The organism is Sphingomonas prati, from assembly GCF_014643515.1.
GTDB classification, from domain to species: Bacteria; Pseudomonadota; Alphaproteobacteria; order Sphingomonadales; family Sphingomonadaceae; genus Sphingomonas_R; species Sphingomonas_R prati.
In genome coordinates this window covers 1,626,610-1,646,077 of sequence record NZ_BMJP01000001.1, presented here as the reverse complement: position 1 = coordinate 1,646,077, position 19,468 = coordinate 1,626,610, and the positions used below count along the sequence as shown (strand labels likewise).

At 68.6% G+C, this 19,468-nt stretch carries 23 protein-coding genes and 1 tRNA gene; 8 read left to right on the top strand and 16 right to left on the bottom strand.

What is annotated here, in order from left to right; translation table 11 throughout:
* Nucleotides 1-26: 26 nt before the first annotated feature.
* On the bottom strand, nucleotides 27-1,271 hold the full coding sequence (locus tag IEX50_RS07535; protein WP_157174939.1) for an acyl-CoA dehydrogenase family protein: 1,245 nt from the start codon (nucleotides 1,269-1,271) through the stop codon (nucleotides 27-29).
* A 218-nt stretch (nucleotides 1,272-1,489) separates the two neighbouring features.
* On the opposite strand from IEX50_RS07535, the gene IEX50_RS07530 reads away from it, so the two are divergent.
* The gene (locus IEX50_RS07530) at nucleotides 1,490-2,320 is read left to right on the top strand and encodes a cytochrome b/b6 domain-containing protein (protein ID WP_157174940.1); all 831 of its coding nucleotides are present in this window, start codon (nucleotides 1,490-1,492) and stop codon (nucleotides 2,318-2,320) included.
* Complete coding sequence (locus IEX50_RS07525) at nucleotides 2,317-3,075, top strand: molybdopterin-dependent oxidoreductase (protein ID WP_157174941.1); 759 nt, start codon at nucleotides 2,317-2,319, stop codon at nucleotides 3,073-3,075. The genes IEX50_RS07530 and IEX50_RS07525 overlap by 4 nt, the downstream gene beginning before the upstream one ends.
* 262 nt (nucleotides 3,076-3,337) lie before the next feature.
* Here the strand turns inward: IEX50_RS07525 and IEX50_RS07520 are convergent, their stop codons facing one another.
* The 3 genes from IEX50_RS07520 to IEX50_RS07510 form a co-directional block, all read right to left on the bottom strand.
* A complete protein-coding gene (locus tag IEX50_RS07520; RefSeq protein WP_229673732.1) occupies nucleotides 3,338-4,162 on the bottom strand; it encodes an NTP transferase domain-containing protein in 825 nt (274 codons plus the stop codon).
* Nucleotides 4,162-5,253, bottom strand: a complete 1,092-nt coding sequence (locus IEX50_RS07515; protein ID WP_157174942.1) for a D-alanine--D-alanine ligase family protein — start codon at nucleotides 5,251-5,253, stop codon at nucleotides 4,162-4,164. Before IEX50_RS07515 ends, IEX50_RS07520 begins: the two co-directional genes overlap by 1 nt.
* A gap of 66 nt (nucleotides 5,254-5,319) precedes the next feature.
* Nucleotides 5,320-6,510, bottom strand: a complete 1,191-nt coding sequence (locus IEX50_RS07510) for a sugar-transfer associated ATP-grasp domain-containing protein (protein ID WP_229673731.1) — start codon at nucleotides 6,508-6,510, stop codon at nucleotides 5,320-5,322.
* 56 nt (nucleotides 6,511-6,566) lie between these two features.
* Here IEX50_RS07510 and IEX50_RS07505 point away from each other — a divergent pair, with 56 nt between their 5' ends.
* On the top strand, nucleotides 6,567-7,694 hold the full coding sequence (locus tag IEX50_RS07505; RefSeq protein WP_157174943.1) for a glycosyltransferase: 1,128 nt from the start codon (nucleotides 6,567-6,569) through the stop codon (nucleotides 7,692-7,694).
* 290 nt (nucleotides 7,695-7,984) lie between these two features.
* On the opposite strand, the gene IEX50_RS07500 is transcribed toward IEX50_RS07505, so the two are convergent.
* Nucleotides 7,985-9,169 carry an acetyl-CoA C-acyltransferase gene (locus IEX50_RS07500; RefSeq protein ID WP_157174944.1) on the bottom strand — a complete coding sequence of 395 codons (1,185 nt, stop codon included), beginning with the start codon at nucleotides 9,167-9,169 and terminating at the stop codon, nucleotides 7,985-7,987.
* 82 nt (nucleotides 9,170-9,251) lie between these two features.
* On the bottom strand, nucleotides 9,252-10,985 hold the full coding sequence (locus IEX50_RS07495) for a gamma-glutamyltransferase family protein (protein ID WP_157174945.1): 1,734 nt from the start codon (nucleotides 10,983-10,985) through the stop codon (nucleotides 9,252-9,254).
* A 106-nt stretch (nucleotides 10,986-11,091) separates the two neighbouring features.
* Between IEX50_RS07495 and IEX50_RS07490 the strand changes: the two genes are divergently transcribed.
* Nucleotides 11,092-11,298, top strand: a complete 207-nt coding sequence (locus IEX50_RS07490; protein WP_157174946.1) for a hypothetical protein — start codon at nucleotides 11,092-11,094, stop codon at nucleotides 11,296-11,298.
* 179 nt (nucleotides 11,299-11,477) lie between these two features.
* Nucleotides 11,478-12,161: a guanylate kinase gene (gene gmk / locus IEX50_RS07485; protein WP_157174947.1), complete on the top strand. Its 684-nt coding sequence runs from the start codon at nucleotides 11,478-11,480 to the stop codon at nucleotides 12,159-12,161.
* A 60-nt stretch (nucleotides 12,162-12,221) separates the two neighbouring features.
* Here gmk and IEX50_RS07480 read toward each other — a convergent pair whose 3' ends face one another.
* The 10 genes from IEX50_RS07480 to IEX50_RS07435 all read right to left on the bottom strand — a co-directional run bounded on the left by IEX50_RS07480 (nucleotide 12,222) and on the right by IEX50_RS07435 (nucleotide 18,027).
* Complete coding sequence (locus IEX50_RS07480) at nucleotides 12,222-12,428, bottom strand: hypothetical protein (protein WP_157174948.1); 207 nt, start codon at nucleotides 12,426-12,428, stop codon at nucleotides 12,222-12,224.
* A 267-nt stretch (nucleotides 12,429-12,695) separates the two neighbouring features.
* Nucleotides 12,696-13,085, bottom strand: coding sequence for a hypothetical protein (locus IEX50_RS07475; RefSeq protein ID WP_188699434.1), 390 nt, complete (start codon nucleotides 13,083-13,085; stop codon nucleotides 12,696-12,698).
* Between the two features lie 185 nt (nucleotides 13,086-13,270).
* Complete coding sequence (locus IEX50_RS07470; RefSeq protein WP_157174950.1) at nucleotides 13,271-13,975, bottom strand: ATP12 family chaperone protein; 705 nt, start codon at nucleotides 13,973-13,975, stop codon at nucleotides 13,271-13,273.
* A gap of 10 nt (nucleotides 13,976-13,985) precedes the next feature.
* Complete coding sequence (locus IEX50_RS07465; protein WP_157174951.1) at nucleotides 13,986-14,219, bottom strand: hypothetical protein; 234 nt, start codon at nucleotides 14,217-14,219, stop codon at nucleotides 13,986-13,988.
* Nucleotides 14,216-14,887: an HAD-IA family hydrolase gene (locus IEX50_RS07460; protein WP_157174952.1), complete on the bottom strand. Its 672-nt coding sequence runs from the start codon at nucleotides 14,885-14,887 to the stop codon at nucleotides 14,216-14,218. The genes IEX50_RS07465 and IEX50_RS07460 overlap by 4 nt, the downstream gene beginning before the upstream one ends.
* Nucleotides 14,884-15,498, bottom strand: coding sequence for an FMN-binding negative transcriptional regulator (locus tag IEX50_RS07455; protein ID WP_157174953.1), 615 nt, complete (start codon nucleotides 15,496-15,498; stop codon nucleotides 14,884-14,886). The genes IEX50_RS07460 and IEX50_RS07455 overlap by 4 nt, the downstream gene beginning before the upstream one ends.
* Complete coding sequence (locus IEX50_RS07450) at nucleotides 15,498-16,634, bottom strand: RluA family pseudouridine synthase (protein ID WP_157174954.1); 1,137 nt, start codon at nucleotides 16,632-16,634, stop codon at nucleotides 15,498-15,500. Before IEX50_RS07450 ends, IEX50_RS07455 begins: the two co-directional genes overlap by 1 nt.
* Nucleotides 16,631-17,005, bottom strand: coding sequence for a fluoride efflux transporter CrcB (gene crcB, locus IEX50_RS07445; RefSeq protein WP_157174955.1), 375 nt, complete (start codon nucleotides 17,003-17,005; stop codon nucleotides 16,631-16,633). The genes IEX50_RS07450 and crcB overlap by 4 nt, the downstream gene beginning before the upstream one ends.
* A gap of 55 nt (nucleotides 17,006-17,060) precedes the next feature.
* Nucleotides 17,061-17,492 carry an MAPEG family protein gene (locus IEX50_RS07440; RefSeq protein WP_373285287.1) on the bottom strand — a complete coding sequence of 144 codons (432 nt, stop codon included), beginning with the start codon at nucleotides 17,490-17,492 and terminating at the stop codon, nucleotides 17,061-17,063.
* 28 nt (nucleotides 17,493-17,520) lie between these two features.
* Entirely contained in the window at nucleotides 17,521-18,027 is a 507-nt protein-coding gene (locus IEX50_RS07435) for a hypothetical protein (protein ID WP_157174956.1), read from the bottom strand.
* An 83-nt stretch (nucleotides 18,028-18,110) separates the two neighbouring features.
* Here IEX50_RS07435 and IEX50_RS07430 point away from each other — a divergent pair, with 83 nt between their 5' ends.
* The 3 genes from IEX50_RS07430 (at nucleotide 18,111) to IEX50_RS07420 (ending at nucleotide 19,447) form a co-directional block, all read left to right on the top strand.
* Nucleotides 18,111-18,356, top strand: coding sequence for a hypothetical protein (locus tag IEX50_RS07430; RefSeq protein ID WP_308419286.1), 246 nt, complete (start codon nucleotides 18,111-18,113; stop codon nucleotides 18,354-18,356).
* On the top strand, nucleotides 18,317-19,279 hold the full coding sequence (gene rarD / locus IEX50_RS07425) for an EamA family transporter RarD (RefSeq protein WP_308419288.1): 963 nt from the start codon (nucleotides 18,317-18,319) through the stop codon (nucleotides 19,277-19,279). Before IEX50_RS07430 ends, rarD begins: the two co-directional genes overlap by 40 nt.
* A 91-nt stretch (nucleotides 19,280-19,370) precedes the next feature.
* Nucleotides 19,371-19,447 (top strand) — tRNA-Pro (locus IEX50_RS07420).
* The last annotated feature ends 21 nt before the right edge of the window (nucleotides 19,448-19,468 follow it).

Sequence of the window (19,468 nt, the reverse complement as noted above, 5' to 3'; positions counted from 1 at the left end):
CGCGCTGGCGGGGGTACTGAGGATGTTCAGCGAACACGGTATTTGCCGAATTCGGCGCGGGCGATGGCGCGGTTGTGGACTTCGTCGGGGCCGTCGGCGAGGCGGAGTGTGCGGATGCCGGCATAGGCTTTCGCCAGGCCGTAGCCGCTGGTGACGCCCGCGCCGCCGTGCGCCTGGATCGCATCGTCGATGATGCGCAGTGCCATGCGCGGGGCGGCGACCTTGATCATCGCGATCTCGTTCTGCGCGACCTTGTTGCCGACTTTGTCCATCATGTCGGCGGCCTTGAGGCAGAGCAGCCGGCAGAGTTCGATGTCGATCCGCGCCTCGGCGATCCGTTGTTCCCAGACGGACTGTTCGGCGAGCGTCTTGCCGAACGCGGTGCGGGTGAGCAGGCGGCGCGTCATCTTTTCGAGCGCTTCCTCCGCCACGCCGATGGTGCGCATGCAGTGGTGGATGCGACCGGGCCCGAGGCGGCCCTGCGCGATCTCGAACCCGCGACCCCCGCCGAGCAGCATGGCATCCTCGGCATTCACCCGGACGTCGTTGAGCTGGATTTCCATGTGGCCGTGCGGCGCGTCGTCGTAACCGAAGACGGGGAGGTGGCGCAGGATCTCGACCCCGGGCGCATCGAGCGGCATCAGGACCATCGACTGCTGCTGATGCTTCGCCGCGCCGAAATCGGACTTGCCCATGACGATCGCGACCTTGCAGCGTGGGTCGCCCGCGCCTGACGACCACCATTTGCGGCCGTTCAGGACATAGTCGTCGCCGTCGCGGTCGATGCGCGTTTCGATGTTGGTGGCGTCCGACGAGGCGACGTCGGGTTCGGTCATGAGGAAGGCGGAGCGGATCTCGCCGCGCATCAGCGGGACCATCCAGCGCGTCTTCTGCGCCGCGGTGCCGTAGCGGTGGAACACCTCCATATTGCCGGTGTCGGGGGCGGAGCAGTTGAAGACCTCCGACGCCCATTCGAGATGGCCCATCTCCTCGGCGCAGAGCGCATATTCGAGGTTGGTGAGGCCGGGGCCGTCGAACGCGACGCTGTCGTCGACCGGCACGCGGCCGGAAGAGGGTGGCATGAACAGGTTCCAGAGGCCCTGGGCGCGGGCCTTTTCCTTCAGCTCCTCGATGACGGGCAGGACTTTCCAGCGGTCGCCCTCGGCCTGTTGCGCGTGATAGTCGGGGTCGCGCGGGCGGATCTCGCTCTCGATGAAGGCGCGGACGCGGTCGCGCCAATGCGTTTCCCGATCGTTCAGGGTGAAGTCCATCCGCGGCATCCTCTCGGGCTCTCGTTGACGTCAACGTAAGCGGAAGGTGGGGGCGGCGTCTAGGGGTTTGGTTGTTTCAGGTTGGACCAACTGTGATGGGGCGTTTGTGGTGCTGTTGCCCCCACCCCCCAGCCCCTCCCCTGAACGGGAGGGGGAGCAGAAGGCGGAAGTTGTAACTGTTTGGCTCCGTCGCGCGTAGTACGGGGCAGGAGAACGGCATGACGGACGAGCGACCTTTGGTGAAGCGGCATGCGTGGCCGGTGCGGGTGTGGCACTGGTGGAACGCGGTGGTCGTGATCGTCATGCTGATGAGCGGGCTGATGATCTTCAACGCGCATGGGCGGCTGTATTGGGGGCAATATGGCGCCAATACCGACCCGGCGTGGCTGGAGATCGGGTCGACGGCGGACTCCGGATATCTGAAGGTCGGCGCGGTGCAGGTGCCGACGACGGGCGTGCTGGGGTATTGGCAGGACAGCACGGGCGCGGTGCAGCGGCGCGCGTTTCCGGGGTGGGCGACGATCCCGAGCGGGTACAGCCTGTCGGCGGCGCGGCGGTGGCATCTATTCTTTGCCTGGCTGCTGGTCGTACCGGGGGTGCTGTTCTGGTTGTGGAGTTTCGTGCGCGGGCATGTGCGGCAGTTGACGCCGACCCGGAACGAGCTGGCCCCGCGGCATGTGTTGGCGGACATCCGCAACCATGCGCGGCTGCGGTTTCCGGCGGGGCAGGCGGCGCTGAAGTACAACATCCTGCAGAAGCTGAGTTATTTCGGGGTGATCTTCGTGCTGCTGCCGGGACTCGTGCTGACGGGCCTCGCGATGTCGCCGGCGATGGACGCGGCGTGGCCGTGGCTGCTGGACGTGTTCGGCGGGCGGCAGTCGGCGCGGTCGCTGCACTTCATCGCGATGGCGCTGCTGGCGGCGTTTATCGTCGTCCACCTGCTGATGGTCGTGCTGGCCGGGCCGTACAACGAGATTCGATCGATGGTGACGGGATGGTTCCGGCTGCCGCCCGAGCGCGCGGACGCGAAGGCGGAGGAAGTGGCATGAGCATATTGACGCGGCGCGCCGTCGTGGGCGCGGGGCTGGCGGGGGCGGGGTTGCTGCTGCCCGGGTGCGATCGGCTGGACCAGTCGCCGGCGTTTCGCGAGACGTTGCGGCTGGGCGAGCGGGTGTCGATGGGGGCGCAACGGCTTGTGTCGGACCGGACGGCGCTGGCGCGCGAGTTCGACGGTGGGGACATCAGCCCGGTGTTCCGGTCGAACGGGACGCGGGTGCCGGGGGGGACGGACTATGCCGCGCTGATGGCGGACAAGTTCGCGAACTGGCGGTTGCGGGTCGACGGGATGGTGGCGCGGCCGTTGTCGCTGTCGCTGGCGCAGTTGGGCGCGATGCCGGTGCGGAGCCAGACGACGCGGCACGACTGCGTCGAGGGGTGGAGCGCGATCGGGCGCTGGACGGGGACGCCGCTGAAGCTAGTGCTGGATGCGACGGGGGTGCGCAATACGGCGCGTTACCTCGTGTTTCATTGTGCCGATCTATACGGGGCGAGCCCGTATTACGAGTCGATCGACATGATCGATGCGCTGCATCCGCAGACGATCCTGGCCTGGGCGCTGAACGGGCGGATGTTGCCGGTCGAGAATGGTGCGCCGCTGCGGCTGCGGGTGGAGCGGCAGCTGGGGTACAAGCATGCCAAGTATCTGATGCGCATCGAGGCAGTGGCTTCGCTGGCGGGGGTGTATGGCGGCAAGGGTGGGTATTGGGAGGATAGTAATGACTATGAATGGTATGCGGGGATTTAGGGTTCGTTGAGCCCCCTCCTCCTCCGTTTGGTTCGAGCTTGTCGAGAACGTCGCGCGGAGTTCTCGACAGGCTCGAACCAAACGGTGTTGGGGGTGGGGTTCGAGGTTTAGTACGAGTTGGCGTTGGGGTTTGTGGAAAGGTTGGCCGTCTCGGCTTCGCTCGACGGGGTCCCTCGACTTCGCTCGGGATGGGCAATTTTTGGCGTGCGGGTGAATAGGTTGCGCGCGTGCTTCGATACGGGTCTTCGGCTTTGCTCAGCCCCTACTCAGCATGGGCGGTTTCGAGCGCGGGCTGGCTGACTTTGCGGCTCGCGAAGATCGTTTCGGCCACCGCCAGCGTGCGGGGGTTGTCGACGTCGATGGCGACGGCGCCGTCGTCGAGGATGACGGCGCGGATGGGGAAGCCGAAGCGGCGCGAGAAGCGGGCGAAGGCGCCGTCGATGGTGCCGAGGCCGAGGCGGAAGGCGATGAGGTTGTAGAGGCCGAGCGCGCGCAGGATGCGGACCGGGTGCTTGGCGAACTGGCCGCCGGAGCGGAACACTTCCGCCACCGCGAGCGCCGCGGGGCTGCCGATCCAGTAGGCGTTGCAGTTGGAATAGCTGTCGTCGCGGAAGCGGTAGAAGCGGCGCTGGCCGTCGGGGTGAGCGGCGAGCACCGACGCGCGGCGGGTGAAGGCGACCGCGACGGACTTGGCGCCTGCCGTATCGCCCGCCGTGCCGATCTGTTCGACCGCGGCGGGGGTGAGCAGGACGTTGTCGGCGGTGGTAACCAGGATCGGGAATGCCTGACCATCGATGGCGGCAAACAGGCTGTCGACGAGGTTGTGCTTGGCGCGGACCGCGACCAGCCGGCCTTCGTCGATCAGCGCGCGGGCCGCGGGCACCGCATCCAGGAGTGCGGGGTCGTTGATCGACACGATGATCCGCGCGATCGACGGAGTGTCGGCGAGTGCCATCAGGACATGCTCGATCATCGGGCGACCGGCGACGGGCACGAGGCACTTGTCGGCAAGGCCGGCGGCGGCGGCGAGCGGGTCGATGCTGCCCTCGCGCCGGCCGGCCATCACGATCGCGGTGGTACTGCGCATCAGGAGCCGGCGAAGGCGGGGACGCCGCCGGTTGCCGCGATCTGCCATGCGGGGACGGTCTTCTTGAGCGACTTCGGCGGGATCAGGCCGTTGCGTTCGAGGCTTTCGGCGACGATCGTCTCGATCAGTTCGGCGTGGCTCCAGCCGCCGAGGCGCGCGGCCATCGCGATCGTCTTGCGCGACCAGAGGTTGCAGTTGAGGTTGACCTCCATGAACTGGATCGCGCCGGTCGTGGCGTCGATCCGGAACTCGAACCGGCCATAGTCGAACGGCAGGAACTCGGGGATCAGCGCCTGGGTGGCGGCATGGATCTCGGCCAGCCGGGCGTGGTCGTTATAGGGCTGGATCGCGTAGGATTGCGGCTTGCCTGCGAGATCGCGCTTTTCGGCGTAGCTGCGCAGCTGGGCCGGATCCTGCTGCTCGACGATCATGACGGGCAGGATGACGGGCTTGCCGCCGACGGTGATGACCGAGACCTCGATATCGTGGCCGGTGATGAACGGTTCGACGATCGCGTCGTGGCCCTCGGCATGCAGCGTGGCGACGGCATCGCGCACGCCGGCCCAGTCGTGCGCGGAGCGGATGCCCCAGCTGGCGGAGGAGGCGTTGGGCTTGATCACCCAGCGGTCGGCGCGCGGGCAACGCTGCGCATCGATCGGCGCGAGCCGGCGGTAGATCGCCCAGTCGGCCATGGCGAGGCCCCGCGCGCGCGCGACCGTCTTGGTCAGATGCTTGTCGTCGGACAGGCCGCGGATGATCGGCGAACCGCCGAGATAGGGGATGCGCAGCCGGTTGCAGAGCAGCGGAAGCATCATTTCGGAATTGAGGAAGCCGCCGCGGTTGAGCAGCGGGAAGACGAAATCGACGTCCGGCTTGTCGAACAGCACCTCGTAACGGTCTGCCACGACGAGGTTCAGGCCGAGGCCGCACAGCACCTGGCGGATTTCCGCATGATAGGTGGCGTGGGTGCCGTCCTGGCCGTCGGCATGGCCCTCGGACAGCGCGTGCTTGGCGATATAGAGGATGCGGAGGGCTTTCTTCGCCCGATTGGGGATGGTGGACGGGCGGGCATCGATGAGGCGCTGGGTCATCCGGCGGGGTTAACGGCCCCGTGCGACGCTTTTCTGGCAGGCGGGTGACAGTCGTGCGTAAGCCGTTCAGCGGTGGGCGGCGCGGGCCAGATGGTGGGCGAGCAGGGTGCCGTAGCGCCCCTCGCCCAGGCCGTGGCGGGAGGCGCGTTGCGGCATGAGCACGCCGGGCTTGCCGTTGCCCTCGATCAGGATCGGGCCGTCCGCGGCGAACCCGACGTCCCAGCCGATCAGCGCATAGTCGGCGAAGGCGCGGGCGTGCGCGTCGGCCACCAGCGCCCGGGCGGCGGCCCAGTCGGGCAGGCACAGGCCGGGGATCGCGGCGCCGGTGACCGGGTGGAGCGGATAGTCGCCGCCGCCATAGCCCTTGCAGGCGAGGCCCAGCGTGCCGTCGTCGAGGTCGATCGGGCTGAGCAGGCCGCCGGCCTTCATATTGTCGACCATCGCGGCGGGATCGGACGGCACGCGCAGGACCGCGCTGGCGAGTTCGGGGACGCCCTGTCCGTCGAGGATCGTGGTCATGCGTGCGGTGGGGAGGGCGTTGAGCGCGAGCTGGTTCAGCGCGCCGTGGGGAATGATGCGGTGCTGGAGCAGCCAGGCGTGGCGACGCTTGCCGAAGTGGGTGTGGAGCCAGGCGGCGAGGTCGGTCGGGTCGTCGGGTGCGCCGTCGACGAAGGCCACGCCGGCGCCGCCCTCGCCGCGGGCGGGCTTCAGGAGCAGCGGGTGGCCGGCGGGGGAAGCTTGGACGGTGACCTTGCCGTCGACGATCGTGGCGACGACCGCGGGGTGGCGCAGGCCGTGTGCGGCGCAGAGTGCGTAGAAGGCGATCTTGTCGGCCAGCACGCAGCCGGGGGCCCAGGCGAGCGGGTTGATGTGGCGGTTGAGGTCGGCATCCTCGAACCGGCGGATGTAGCCGTCGAGCTGGCCGGCGCGATCGATGCGGAACAGTGCGATGTCGTTGGGGTCGGTGAAGGTCGCGTGGGCGATGGCGGTGGCTTTGGCGGTCCAGTGGGCGTCGAGGCCGTAGCGCTTGCGGACGGCGCGGGCGCGGAGCGGGATCCAGGCGTGGAACGCCGCGCCGGTCAGCAGGTCGAGCGCGGTGCGCAGCGGGCCGCGGGTGCGGGCGCGGTGGGCGTAGTGGGCGGCGAGGAAGTGGCCGGACACCGGTTTCCGCACGCCGGGGAACAGCGGGAACGCCTTCTTCGCGCGGTACCAGAGTTCGGTGGTGGACAGCATCGTGCCCACGCTTTGTCCGCGCATGTTACGCGGTGATGGCAGCGCGTCGGATTGTCATATCGGGGCGGTAACGGGTGGGCATGCGGATCGCGATCTACGTCCATGACATGCGCGCCAGCGGCGTCGTGCGCGCGATGATCGCGCTGGCACGATACCTGGTAGAGGAGGGGCATGACGCGGTGCTGATCGCCGGATCGTCGGCCGGGCATTTCGGAGCGGGCGATGTTGCACCGGCGCGGTTCGTGGCGGCGACGGTGGCGGACCGGACGGCGCGGTCACAACTGCGGCGGGTGCCGGCGGTGCGGCGCGTGGTGCGGGCAGTAGCGCCGGATGTGCTCTTGTCCGGCGGAAATCACGGGCATGTGACGCTGTGGGCGGCGACGCGGGGCTTGCGCATTCCGCGGGTGTTCGTGTTCAGCAACCCGATGGAGCGGGTCGGGCAGCCGATCCGGAACTGCTGGCGGATTGCCAAGAGTGCGATGCTGATCGCGGCGTCGGCGCGTTCGGTGGTGGTCGGGCGCAACCTGGCGGACGACGCGGCTTTCTCGCGCGAGATCGCGGCGGGGCGGGTCGTGCTGATCCGTAACGGGATCGCTCGGGCTGGGGTGGCGGCGTCTCCGGTTCCCGCGGCGATGGTGGATGCGGTGCCGACCGTGCTGGCGGTCGGGCGGCTGACGGAACAGAAGAATTATGAGGGGCTGATCGCGGCGATCGCCGCGGCGAACCGGGTACGGCAGATGCGGCTGGTCGTGCTGGGCGGTGGCAATGCTGCGTATCGCGACGGCTTGGCTGCGCAAGCGGCGGCGCTGGGGGTCGGCGATCGGGTGCTGTTCGCCGGGGTGACGGACGACGTCTATGCGTGGCTGCGCGCGGCGCGGGTGTTCGCGATCGCATCCTGGTGGGAGGGGTCGTCGATCGCGCTACTGGAAGCGGTCGATGCCGGCGTGCCGATCGTCGCCAGCACGACGGCGGGCGACGCGGTGGAGGTGCTGGACGGCGGGCGTTACGGGCTGATCGTCGCACCGGACGACGCGGAGGGGTTCGCGGCGGCGTTGTTGCGGCAGGTGGGGGAAGATCCGGTGCGGCCGGGGGATCGGATTTTGGCGTACGATGCGGTGGCGATGATGCGGGCGTATCGGGACTTGTTAGTTGGGGTGGTTGAGGGTCAGCACTATGAGTTGGGCCTCACACCCAACCGTTTGTCCTGAGTAGGGGCTGAGCCTGTCGAAGACCCGTATCGAAGGAGTTTTCGTGACACATGCTCGATACGAGCCCTCGGTCCGCGCCAAGTGGCGCTACTCGGTCTCTACTCAGCACGAACGGGGGTAGGAGGGGGTGAGGTTGACCCCTCGGCTTCGCTCGGGGGGTGCCTCGACTGCGCTCGACATGGACGGTTTCTGGAGAAGAGGGTCCGAGGCGGTGTGCCTTGCATCGCGTGAGTTGCTAACGAAGCTTCTCGTCTTCGCTCGGGATAAGCGGTGCTCGGGACCGGGTCGGGTCAGACCTCCACCGCGAACGCGGTCGCCTCGCCGCCGCCAATGCACAGCGCTGCAACGCCCTTCTTCAAACCACGGGCGGTGAGGGCGGCGATGAGGGTGGCGATAATGCGTGCGCCCGAGGCGCCGATCGGATGGCCGAGCGCGGTGGCGCCGCCGTTGACGTTGAGGCGGTCCTCAGGGATGCCGAGGTCGCGGGCGGCGATCATGGCGACGACGGCGAATGCCTCGTTTACCTCGAACAGGTCGACGTCGTCCACCAACCAGCCGGCCTTGGCGAGCACCTTGCGGATCGCGTCGACGGGGGCGGTGGTGAACAGTGCCGGGGCATGGGCGTGCGCAGCGTGGGCGACGACGCGGGCGGCGACGGGGAGGCCGAGTTCGGCCGCGACGCTGGCGCGCGTCATGACGAGGGCCGCGGCACCGTCGGAGATTGACGAGGCGTTGGCGGCGGTGATCGTGCCGTCCTTGCTGAATGCGGGTTTCAGCGTGGGGATCTTGTCGGGCCGGGCGTTGCCCGGCTGTTCGTCCTGCGTGATCGTGTCGGTGCCGCGGCGGCCGGTGACCTCGACCGCGACGATCTCGCCCGCGAACGCGCCGTCGGCGATCGCGGCGGTGGCGCGGTCGAGCGAGCGGAGCGCATAGGCATCCTGTTCGGCGCGGGTGAACTGGTAGGACTGCGCGCTGTCTTCGGCGAAATGGCCCATCAGCTTGCCGGGGTCGTAGGCGTCCTCGAGCCCGTCGAGATACATCGAATCCTGGACCGACTGGTGGCCGATCCGCGCGCCGCCGCGCATCTTCTGGAGGAGGTAGGGGGCGTTGGACATGCTCTCCATCCCACCCGCGACGACGATGTCGGCGGAGCCGGCGGCGAGCGTGTCGTGCGCGAGGATCGCGGCCTGCATGCCCGAACCGCACATCTTGTTTACGGTCACCGCCTCGACCGAGTCGGGCAAGCCGGCGCCGAGGGCGGCCTGGCGCGCGGGGGCCTGGCCGAGGCCGGCGGGAAGGACGCAGCCCATCATGATCTGGTCGATGCGGGCGGGATCAACGCCGGCCCGCTCGACCGCGGCGCGCACCGCGGTGGCGCCGAGATCGGTCGCCTTCACCGCCGACAGCGCGCCCTGGAACCCGCCCATCGGGGTGCGGGCATAGCTGACGATCACGACGGGGTCGGTGGCGGGCATGGGGCGATCCTCTGATTGTGTTTTCGCGGATATAGGGGGATCGCGCGGCTCTATTAAGCCCCTCTCCGTCAGGGCAGGGGCATTAGAAGCCCTTCGCCACCCCGTCTCGTCGTGGGTCGGCACCGCCCTCATACCCCTTCCCACGGCGCAGGATGATGTGGACGCCGCTGTTCTCGCGGTCGTCGGGGCGGAGCGTGATGCCGCGGGCCGCCAGGCCGGCGACGGTGGCGGGGGCGAACATCGCGGTGTCGCCGGAGAAACGGTCGCCGCGTGCGACGAGGTTGGGGAGGGCGGCGGCGGCCTGGGCGTCGAGTTTCCAGTCGAGCAGGCCGACGATTGCCTTCAGATTATAGGCCTGGATCGCGGGGCCGCCGGGGGAGCCGGCCGCGGCGACGAAGGCGCGGCTTCGGTCGAGGATGATGGTGGGGGCCATCGATGAGCGCGGGCGCTTGCCGCCGGCGACCGCGTTGGCGGCGGGGGTGCCGTCCGGGCTGAGCGGCGCGAAGCTGAAATCGGTGAGCTGGTTGTTGAGGAAGAAGCCGCCGACCATGCGGCCGGAGCCGAAGATGCTTTCGACCGTGGTGGTCATCGACACGACGTTGCCGGCCGCATCGACGATGACGAAATGGGTGGTGCCGCCCGGTTCGACGGTGGCGTCGACACCGGGCGCGGGGGCGGCGGCGGGCTGGCCGTGGTCGGGCGCGGGGCCGGCGACGGTGCCGATCAGCGCGGCGCGCTTCGCGAGATAGTCGGGGGCGAGCAGGCCGGCGACCGGCAAGCGGACGAAGGCGGGATCGCCGACGAAATAGTCGCGGTCGGCATAGGCAAGGCGGCTGGCCTGCGCGATCTGGAACCAGCCCTGCGGATCGGCGGGGGTGCGGCGGTCGATGTCCGTCGTCGCGACGATGCCAAGCGCCTCCTGCAACCCGATGCCGCCCGATTCGGTGGCGGCGGTACAGACGATGTGGACGCGGTAGGGCCGACAGAGCGCCTCGGTGCGGCGCGGACGGTAGGATTTAAGGTCCGCGAGCGTCATCGCGCCGGGCCGTGCGCCTTCATGCGTCCGGGCGACGATGGCGGCGGCGATCGGGCCGTCGAGCAGTCCGGCGGGTCCCTCCGCGGCGATCCGGCGGAGCGTGGCGGCATAGGCCGGGTTGCGGAGCGTATCGCCGGCGACATAGCGCGTGCCGTCGGGCTTGGTGAAATAGGCGACCGCGTCGGGCGCGGCGGCCTGTGGTGCGCGGCCGTTGATGGCGGCACCCATGCGCGGGGGGACGACGAAGCCGTCGGTTGCGAGCCGGGCGGCGCGGGTGAACAGCGAGGGCCAGGGGCGCTTGCCGTGGTCCGCCTGCGCCATCGCCAGCATCGCGATCGCGCCGGGGACGCCGGTGGAGCGGCCCGACAGCAAAGCGGAGCGGAACGGTTCGGGGCGGCCGTCGGCCTCGCTGAACAAAGCGGGCGTGGCGGCGGCGGGGGCGGTTTCGCGGCCGTCATAGGCTGTCACTTTGCGGGTGGCTGCGTCGTAATAGACCATGAACGCGCCGCCGCCGAGGCCGGAGCTTTGCGGTTCGACGAGGCCGAGCACCGCCTGCACCTCGACCGCGGCGTCGACCGCGCTGCCGCCGGCGCGCAGCACTTCCAGCCCCGCATCGACCGCCATCGGGTTGGCGGCGGCGACCATGGCATGGGGGGCTGGGGTGGTTTTGCCGGTGGTCGCGGCGGCAGGGGTCGCGACCGGGGACTGGGTCGGGGCCGGCAGGTTGACCGTGCAGGCGGACAGCAGGAGTGCGACGGCGGGCAGGGCTTTCAGGATCATGGCGCAACGATAGTGCGAAGCCCGAAAAGGTCCACCGCGTTGCAGCATGCCGGAACCGAACCACGGGTTCGACGCTTTAAAAGCCAGCAATACGGAGAGAATGAGCATGTTCGGGAAGATCATCGGAGCATTGGTTGGGCGCGAAATGGATCGTCGCGACGGCAGCGGCGGCACCAAGGGTGCGTTGCTCGGCATGATCGCGGGTAGCGGCCTGCGTCGCATGGGTCCGCTCGGCATGCTGCTGGGTGGCGGGTACGTCGCGAAGAAGGCGTATGACCGGCGCAAGGCATCGCGCGGGCCGCGCGGCTACTGAGGCTGGCGGACCTTCGGGTTTAGGAAAAGGGGACAGCGGCGCGAGGGCGTTGCGGTCCCCTTTTTTGTGGGATCGACGCGCGATGCCGGCCGCGGTTCGCGTCGAGCGGATCGCGCGTCGTGACCGATCGGGCAATCGCCGATTGACGCGGGGGCCGTGCCCACGCCAAGGATGGGGCCATGCACGATCCGAACGATACGCCCGCCCTGCCGCAGCGGCGCCGTCCGCATGACATCGAGCATCAGCGCCGTGGGCTGCTGTTCGTGCTGTCGTCGCCGTCGGGGGCCGGCAAGTCCACCATCGCACGCATGCTGCTGGAGGCGGACGAATCGATCGCGATGTCGGTATCGGCCACGACCCGGCCGATGCGTCCGGGCGAGGTCGAGGGGCGCGACTATCATTTCGTCGACACCGCCGAATTCAAGCGGATGGTGGCGGACGGCGAATTCTACGAATGGGCGCATGTCTTCGACCACCGCTACGGCACGCCCAAGACGCAGGTCCGCACGATCCTGGACCGCGGGCGCGACGTGCTGTTCGACATCGACTGGCAGGGCGCGCAGCAGTTGTTCCAGCAGGCCGGCGGCGACGTGGTGCGCGTGTTCATCCTGCCGCCGTCGGTGGAAGAACTGAACCGCCGCCTGGCCGCGCGCGGGACCGACAGCGCGGAAGTCGTCGCCAGCCGCATGGCGCGCGCGGCGAGCGAGATCAGCCATTGGGACGGGTACGACTATGTCCTGATCAACGACGACGTCGAACGCTGCTTCGCGCAGGTCCGGCTGATCCTGCGCGCGGAACGGCTGAAGCGCAGTAGGCAGACGGGGCTGATCGGCTTTGCGCGTGGTTTGATGGGCGGGGGGTGACCGGGAAAACCTAAGGCAACGCTGGTCCTGCATGCTGAAACCGGGCTTGGGCTGAACTGGTCAGTAGCTTTGCGCCGACGATTCCTTGCTCTTGATCGTTATTTTACTGCCGCGACGTTGAAATTCATATGTGAAGAAATCGGTTCGTTCCTCTTGGGGTAAGGCGACCGAATAGGACATGCCGACACCCGCCTTGATGCTGGTGATGCCGCCCGCTCCGCTTTCGGTAAAGTTCTTTTTCAAATCTTCAAGGATCAGTTCGATCATGCAGCTGGATTGTTCCAGCTCGCTGCTCCCGCAGTTTTGCGAAAGCGACAATATTTTGGCATTCCGTGATGTGACAGCTGGCGTTGTTGTCAGAGGCTGGGTTGTGTCGTTTGTGCTTTGGTGATCGGAAGCATTCGTGTCTGATCCCGAGCAGCCGGCGAGCGCGAGTATCAGGAGCAGTGTTGGGCCGGCGATCCGGCGTAGTCGGGCGTTGGGCATGAAGGTGACCTTTCAGGATACCAAGCCGGTTCGATCGGAGGACGACGATCAGTATAGCGGATCGTGACGCCGGCCGTAGCGTGCTTCGCCGCAGTGCCAGAGGTCGAGCGCATCCTTGTCCACGACGTAGGTCGCGGAGGCGCCGAACTGGTCTCGGCCATCGAGGATGCTCGATGTTGGCGGCCCCGTGATGATCCTGCCCGCGGGTGGGCCGTCGGGCTGGCTGAGGCTGATGACGACAGCGATCTTGTTCGGATCGATCTTCGCGCTTCGAACGGCATAGGAATAGACGCGGCGCAGCTGCTTGAGGTTGGCGAGACAGGGATCCGCTGCCAGCCGGGCTTCGATGCGGTCCACGACCTGTTCGTCTGGTTTCGCGAGGGGACAGCCGGAGAGGAAGAGGAGCGAGGAGATAATTGGGTAACCGGACCATGCCATGGCGCGAGCGTAATTCATATTGCGACCGTGGCAAATGGTCGTTGAAGCTGATTTGTTTCGGTCGTTGGGTGGTCGCAGGAGGGGCAGTTCGATGTTCGACCGACTTCTAGTGGGAGTGGCGTCGAACTGGGCGGCGGAAGGTTGTTTTGAGACTGCCGGTATGGATTGGTCTCGCTGGTTCAAGCTCAGCGCGGGGAGGACAGGTCCAAGAACCGTGCCGCGGCGACGAAGTCGGCCTTCCGCAGCACGCGGGCTTCGGTGGCGAGGGTGTCTTCGCCCCAGCGTTCGACTTGCCAGAGTTCGTCGAGGTGGGTGAGGTCGAAGGCGGCGTCCGCGTCGAGGTGGCGTTCGGCGACGGCGAGGGCGGCGATGAGCGAGCCGGCGATGGTGGTGAGGGGGGAGAGCGCGGCGAGCGCGTGGGCGTCGTGGGCGGCGACGGCGGTGCGGAGGCGGGCGAGCGTTTCGGGGGGTTGCGCCACGTGGACGATGCCCGTCGTGACGCGGAGTGCGACGTCGTAGCGGGTCCGGGCCCAGGCCAGGAGCGGGTCCCAGGCCTCCGCCTGACGCGCGACCAGAGTGTTCGGCGCGTCGGCGCGGTAGCAGAGCAGGTCGGTTTCGGCGTAGGCGGCGATCTGGTCCACGAACAGTTTGGCGTCCGGCATCACGCGGTCGATCGCGGCGTTCGACAGGCCTGTCATGGGCATGGTGCGCGGGTCGACTTCCTCGCCTTGTGTCGCCCATTCGGCGGCGACGGCATCGGCCAGCGCACGGGTCGGCAGGACGAGCGGCAGGCGCATGGGCGTGCGGACCGGGCGGGTGTCGAGCGTGATGGCGTAGCCCGGCGCGGAGTCCGCGGGGACGACCGCGACGTCGGTCCAGAAGCGTTTCATGGGCGGAGCCTCAGGCGCGCGGCGGGGTCCGCCACTGGCGGATGAAGTAGCGCGGGAGCAGCATCGATTCGGCCATGCCGAGCACGAACAGCGGCAGGCCGACGGCGGTGTTGCCGCCCACATCGAGCAGGTCGCCCCACCAGATCCACATGCCGAACAGCATTAGGACGACGCCCGAGGCACGCACCGCGCTGATGATCGCGAACCGCGTCTGGGCCAGTTTGTCGCGGTCTTCGGGGGTCATGCGGTCTCCGGCATCTGGGCGGCGAGCAGCGGGGCGAGCTGATCGGGATGGGTGGCGATATGGGTGGCACCGGCGGCGATCAACAGGGCGGTGTCGTGATATCCCCACGTCACGCCGATCGTGGTGACGCCGGCGGCGCGGCCCATCGCGATGTCGTAATGCGTGTCGCCGATCATGACGGTGTCGGCGGGGGTGGCACCGGCATCGGCCATCGCCAGTTCGAGCATCGACGGGTGGGGTTTTGACGGGTGGCGGTCCGCGGTCTGGAGCGTGACGAAGCGGTCGGTCAGGCCGTGATGCGCGAGACAGAGCGCGAGGCCGCGGTCGGACTTGCCGGTCGCGACGCCGAGCTGCCAGCCGTCCGCGGTCAGCCGGTCGAGCGCGTCCACGATGCCGGCGTAGAGCGGTTCGTGAACCTCGCCGCGGCCGCGCTGGGCGTGGAACGCGTCCTTGTAGGCCTGCGCGACGCGGTGGTGCGTGACGGGGTCGGCGTGGGGGAGCAGTGCGGCGACCGCCTCGACGATGCTGAGCCCGACGATGCCGAGCACCGCGGCGCGCGGGAGCGGGGGCTGGTTCTCGGCCAGCAACGCCGCGGCCATCGCGGAGACGATGTTGGATTGCGAATCGACCAGCGTGCCGTCGCAGTCGAAGATGGCGAGCCGGGTCATGAGCGGGTGCCTGGGATCGCGGGGCGGGCCGACCGGATCTCCGCCGCCAGCGCACCGTCCGGCATGTGGGCGAGCAGCGCGTCGACCACGCGGGCCGGCTTGTTCTGGCTCAGCTTCGCGGTGCCGCGCCATTCGGTGACGATCAGTTCATAGCCAGCGATCGCGCCGAGCATCGCATCGAAACGGCCGGGCGACATCTTGTGGCGGGTCCAGGCGGGCTTGGGCGCGAGCTGCCGTTCGTGGGCATCGCTGAGCCGGTCGAGGTGCGAGATCAGTCCGTCGCGGTCGAGCGGGGTCGCGAGCCCTTCCGCCTCGACTGCGCGGTAGTTCCAGCTCGGGACCTGATCGGCAACGCCGTACCAGTCGGGGCTGACATAGCCCTGCACGCCGCCGAAGCTGGCGATGACCACTGCGTTCGCGATCAGCGGCGTGGCGCGGTTGCGGTAGGGCATGTGGAACTGCAGCCGGTCAGGGCCGACCGGCAGCACGGGCGCGTGGACGACCGCAGCGCCGTTCGGGCCCGCGACGAAGATGTGCGCGAACGCGACCGTATCGACGAAGGCCCGGATCGCGTCCGCATCGGTCCAGGCGAACGCCGGATCGGGGTGCATCAGCGTTCGGTGCCTCGGCCGCCCCGGTCTCCGCGGTCGCTGTCGCGTTCGCTGCCCCGGCCGCGGCGTTCGCCCTTCCGGTCCTTGCGGCGCGCCTTGGCGATGTTGAGCGCGGCGCGCTTCTTGCCCTCGAGCGTCTCGCTGAACTTCACCTCGTCGAGAGGAAGGTCGGCGCGGAGCGGGTCGAAGCCGAGCATTTCGACGCTTTCGGCGAAATGGGTCGGCAGTTCGGCGGTGATGTCGAGCACGCCGCCGTCGGGCAGGTCGACCTTCAGCCGGCGCGCGTGGAGGTGCATCTTGCGGCTGATCCCGCCGGTTAGGAAGCTGTCCTGCCCGCCATATTTGCCGTCGCCGACGATGGGATGGCCGATCGCCGCCATGTGGACGCGCAACTGGTGCGTGCGGCCGGTGAAGGGTTGTAGCTCGATCCAGCAGGCGCGGTTGCCCGCGCGTTCGATGACGCGGTAGCGGGTGCGGGCGGGGCTGCCCTCCTTCATGTCGACGTGCATCTTTTCGCCGCCGGTGCCGGGCTGTTTCCCGATCGGCAGTTCGATCATGCCGTCATGCACGTCCGGCACGCCGGTCACGAGCGCCCAGTAGACCTTGCGCGCGGTGCGGCTGCTGAATGCCTTGGCAAAATGGCCGGCGGCGTTGGCGGAGCGCGCGACGAGCAGGACGCCCGACGTGTCCTTGTCGAGCCGGTGGACGAGTTTCGGCCGGCCCTCCGCATCGAACATCAGCGCGTCGAGCATGCCGTCGACATGACGGTCGGTCTTGGTGCCGCCCTGTGTCGCGAGGCCGGGCGGCTTGTTGATGACGATGGCGTGCTTGTCGCGGTGCAGGACCAGCGACTGCATCAGCTCGATATCTTCCGGCGGCAGATCGGCGACGATGCGCGCGGGCTTCGCAGGCGCGGTCGCTGCCTCGGCGGGGGGGACGCGGATCGACTGGCCCGCCTCGACCCGGTCGCCGGGGGCGACGCGCTTGCCGTCGACGCGGAGCTGGCCGGTGCGGGCCCAGCGCGAGACGATGTTGAAGCTGGCGTCCGGCAGGTTGCGCTTGAACCAGCGATCGAGCCGGACGCCGTCGTCGTCGGGCTTCACCGTGAAGGTGCGGACGTCGTCGGAGGCGCTCATGCGAGCACCCGTGCGGCCTGGAGCCCGACGAACAGTGCGGCGAGCGCGCCGAGGACCGAGACGAGGACGTAACCGAGCGCGGTGGCGAGTTCACCGCGTTGCAGCATCAGCACCGTTTCGAGGCTGAACGCGGAAAAGGTGGTGAAGCCGCCCATGACGCCGACACCGAGCAGCAGCCGGACGGATTCGCCGGCGACATCGCGCGCCAGCAGGCCGGCGAGGAGCCCCATGAGGGCGCCGCCGATCAGGTTGACCGCGAGCGTACCAAAGGGGAAACCGGGGCCGAACTGCGCGAGGGCGAGGCGACCGACAAGATAGCGGAGGCCCGACCCGATCGCACCGCCGCCCATGACGAGGAGGAGAGAAGGCATGGCGTCCCTTACGCGCTGTGCCGTGCAAACGCCATCCTGCCGGCTGGGTGGTAGGTTAACCAAAGAACAGTGCAGACAGGACGAGCAGGAAGCCGACGAACGAGACGCCGAAGATCGCGGTGCGCAGCTTCGGAATGCCGGCGGCGTAGACCGGCAGGTAGACGACCCGCGCCCAGACGAAGAGGTGCGCGCCAAGTTCGGTCTTCCACCCCAGCCGCCCGGCGGCGACCGCGGCGAGCAGCGCGACGGCGAACAGCGGGAAGGTCTCGAAATAGTTTGCCTGCGCGCGTTGCAGCCGGCCGACGAGCGGGTTGGGCGGCGGCAGCTCCGCATCGCGCGCGCCCATGTTCCATTCGATGCCATATTGCTTCGTGCGGACGTGGGCGGCGGCGAAGATGTGGACCGCGGCCAGCAGGACGGCGACCCCGAGCAGGGTCAGTTCGATCGGCATGATGGTGGCGTCCCGGTTGCGTGATGTGTCGGTCAACGCGTCGCCGGCGGGGTATGGGTCCGGATCAGCTGCCGATGACGAGCTTGCCGGTCGAACCGGACGCGGCGGGGGCGAGCGTCAGCTGCACCGCGGTGCCGTCTGGCTTGCGGCCGGACAGCGCGTTCGGCTGGTCGGTGAGGGTGTAGCCGGCCTTCTGGAACATGTCGTGATAGTAGGTGCGGAGCGTGTCAACGGGCGCGGGGGCGGCGAAGGCGACCGTGACGGTGCCGTTCGATTTCGTCCCGGTGTCCTTGGTGGTGCCGGCGACGTCAAAGCCGGCGACCGTGGTGCCGGGGTAGAGCGCCGTGCCGTCGAGTTTCAGCATGTCGGGGGTCAGCTTGATCGCAGGCATGCGGATGTCGGCGTCGAAACCGGGCAGGTCGATCGCCATCCGGCCGTCCGCCGCCTTGATCGAGACGCGTTCGTCGCCGGCGGTGGTGCCAGTCTGCGCGCCCTTGTCGCACCCGGCGAGCGGGGCGACGAGCAGCGCGGCGACCGCGAGGAAGGGCATGGTGTGGGACGAAGCGGACACGGGCGGTCTCCTGGCGAATGTTCGAGTCGCACGCTATCGCAGGTGTATTATTCAGGCAAGACAGCTTTTGGCTTGAAGCCGTCATGAAACACCCGCATATTGCGGTCATGCTCAACATCGCCTCGCTCGGCATCGGTGCCGTGACATTCGTCCTCGCGCTGTTCGCGTTCATCCCGTTCCTGGGCTGGGCGAACTGGTTCCTGATCCCGATGGGTCTGGTCGGGCTGGTGCTCGGCGTGCTGTCGCGGTCGACCACGGGGCGGAACGTCAACATCGTCGTGCTGCTGATCTGCTTCGTCCGGCTGTCGATGGGCGGCGGCATCTTCTGACCGACGAAACGGGGGCACGAACGGCGCGGATCGGCGCGCTCTGCGGCATCGGCGCCTATGTGTCGTGGGGCCTGCTGCCGCTGTTCCTGAAACTGCTGGTCGGGGTGCCGCCGGTCCAGATCCTGGCGCACCGCGTGTTGTGGTCGGTGCTGCTGCTGGTCGTGATCGTCACCGTCGTGCGCGGCTGGGGCGCGGTGCGGACGGCGTGCCGGTCGCGGCGCACGCTGTTGCTGCTGTGCGCCAGTGCGGTGCTGATCGCGGTGAACTGGCTCGTTTATATCTGGGCGGTGGTGAACGGGCATGTGCTCGAGGCGAGTCTCGGCTATTTCATCAACCCGCTGGTGAACGTCGCGATCGGCGTCGCGGTGCTGGGCGAGCGGTTGCGGCCGGTGCAGATGGTGGCGGTTGCAATCGCGGCGGTCGGCGTGGCGGTGCTGGCGCTGTCGGGCACGGGCGCGCTGTGGATCTCGATCATGCTGGCGCTGAGTTTCGGCACCTATGGGCTGGTGCGCAAGGTGGTGGCGGTCGATGCGCTGGCCGGGCTGACGCTGGAGACCGCATTGCTGGCGCCGATCGCGGCGGGTGTGCTGGCGTGGGCTGCGCTGGGCGGGGACGCGCCGTTCGGGGCGCCGGCATTCGGGCAGTCGGGGCGGATCGACATGCTGCTGATGACGGCGGGTGTGGTCACCGCGCTGCCGCTGCTGATGTTCGCGGCGGCCGCGCGGCGGATGAAATACGCCACGCTCGGGCTGTTCCAGTATATCGCGCCGAGCCTGCAGTTCGCGGAGGCGGTCTGGCTGTTCGGCGAACCGCTGCGCACCGTGCATCTGGTGACGTTCGGGCTGATCTGGGCAGGCTGCGCGCTGTATGCGGTGGACACGCTGCGTGCGGCCGGCGCCGTGCCTGCGACGGCCGCGGAATAAGGCTTGCCCGCGGCGGAGCGGTTCCGTATAGGCGCGCCTTGGCTCCGCCGATCGCGTCCTTCCCGGGACAGTCAGTCGATCGGCACTCCGTCGGGGGGTAGCTCAGCCTGGTAGAGCACTGCCTTCGGGAGGCAGGGGCCGGAGGTTCGAATCCTCTCTCCCCGACCATATTTCGCCTAGATAATCAAA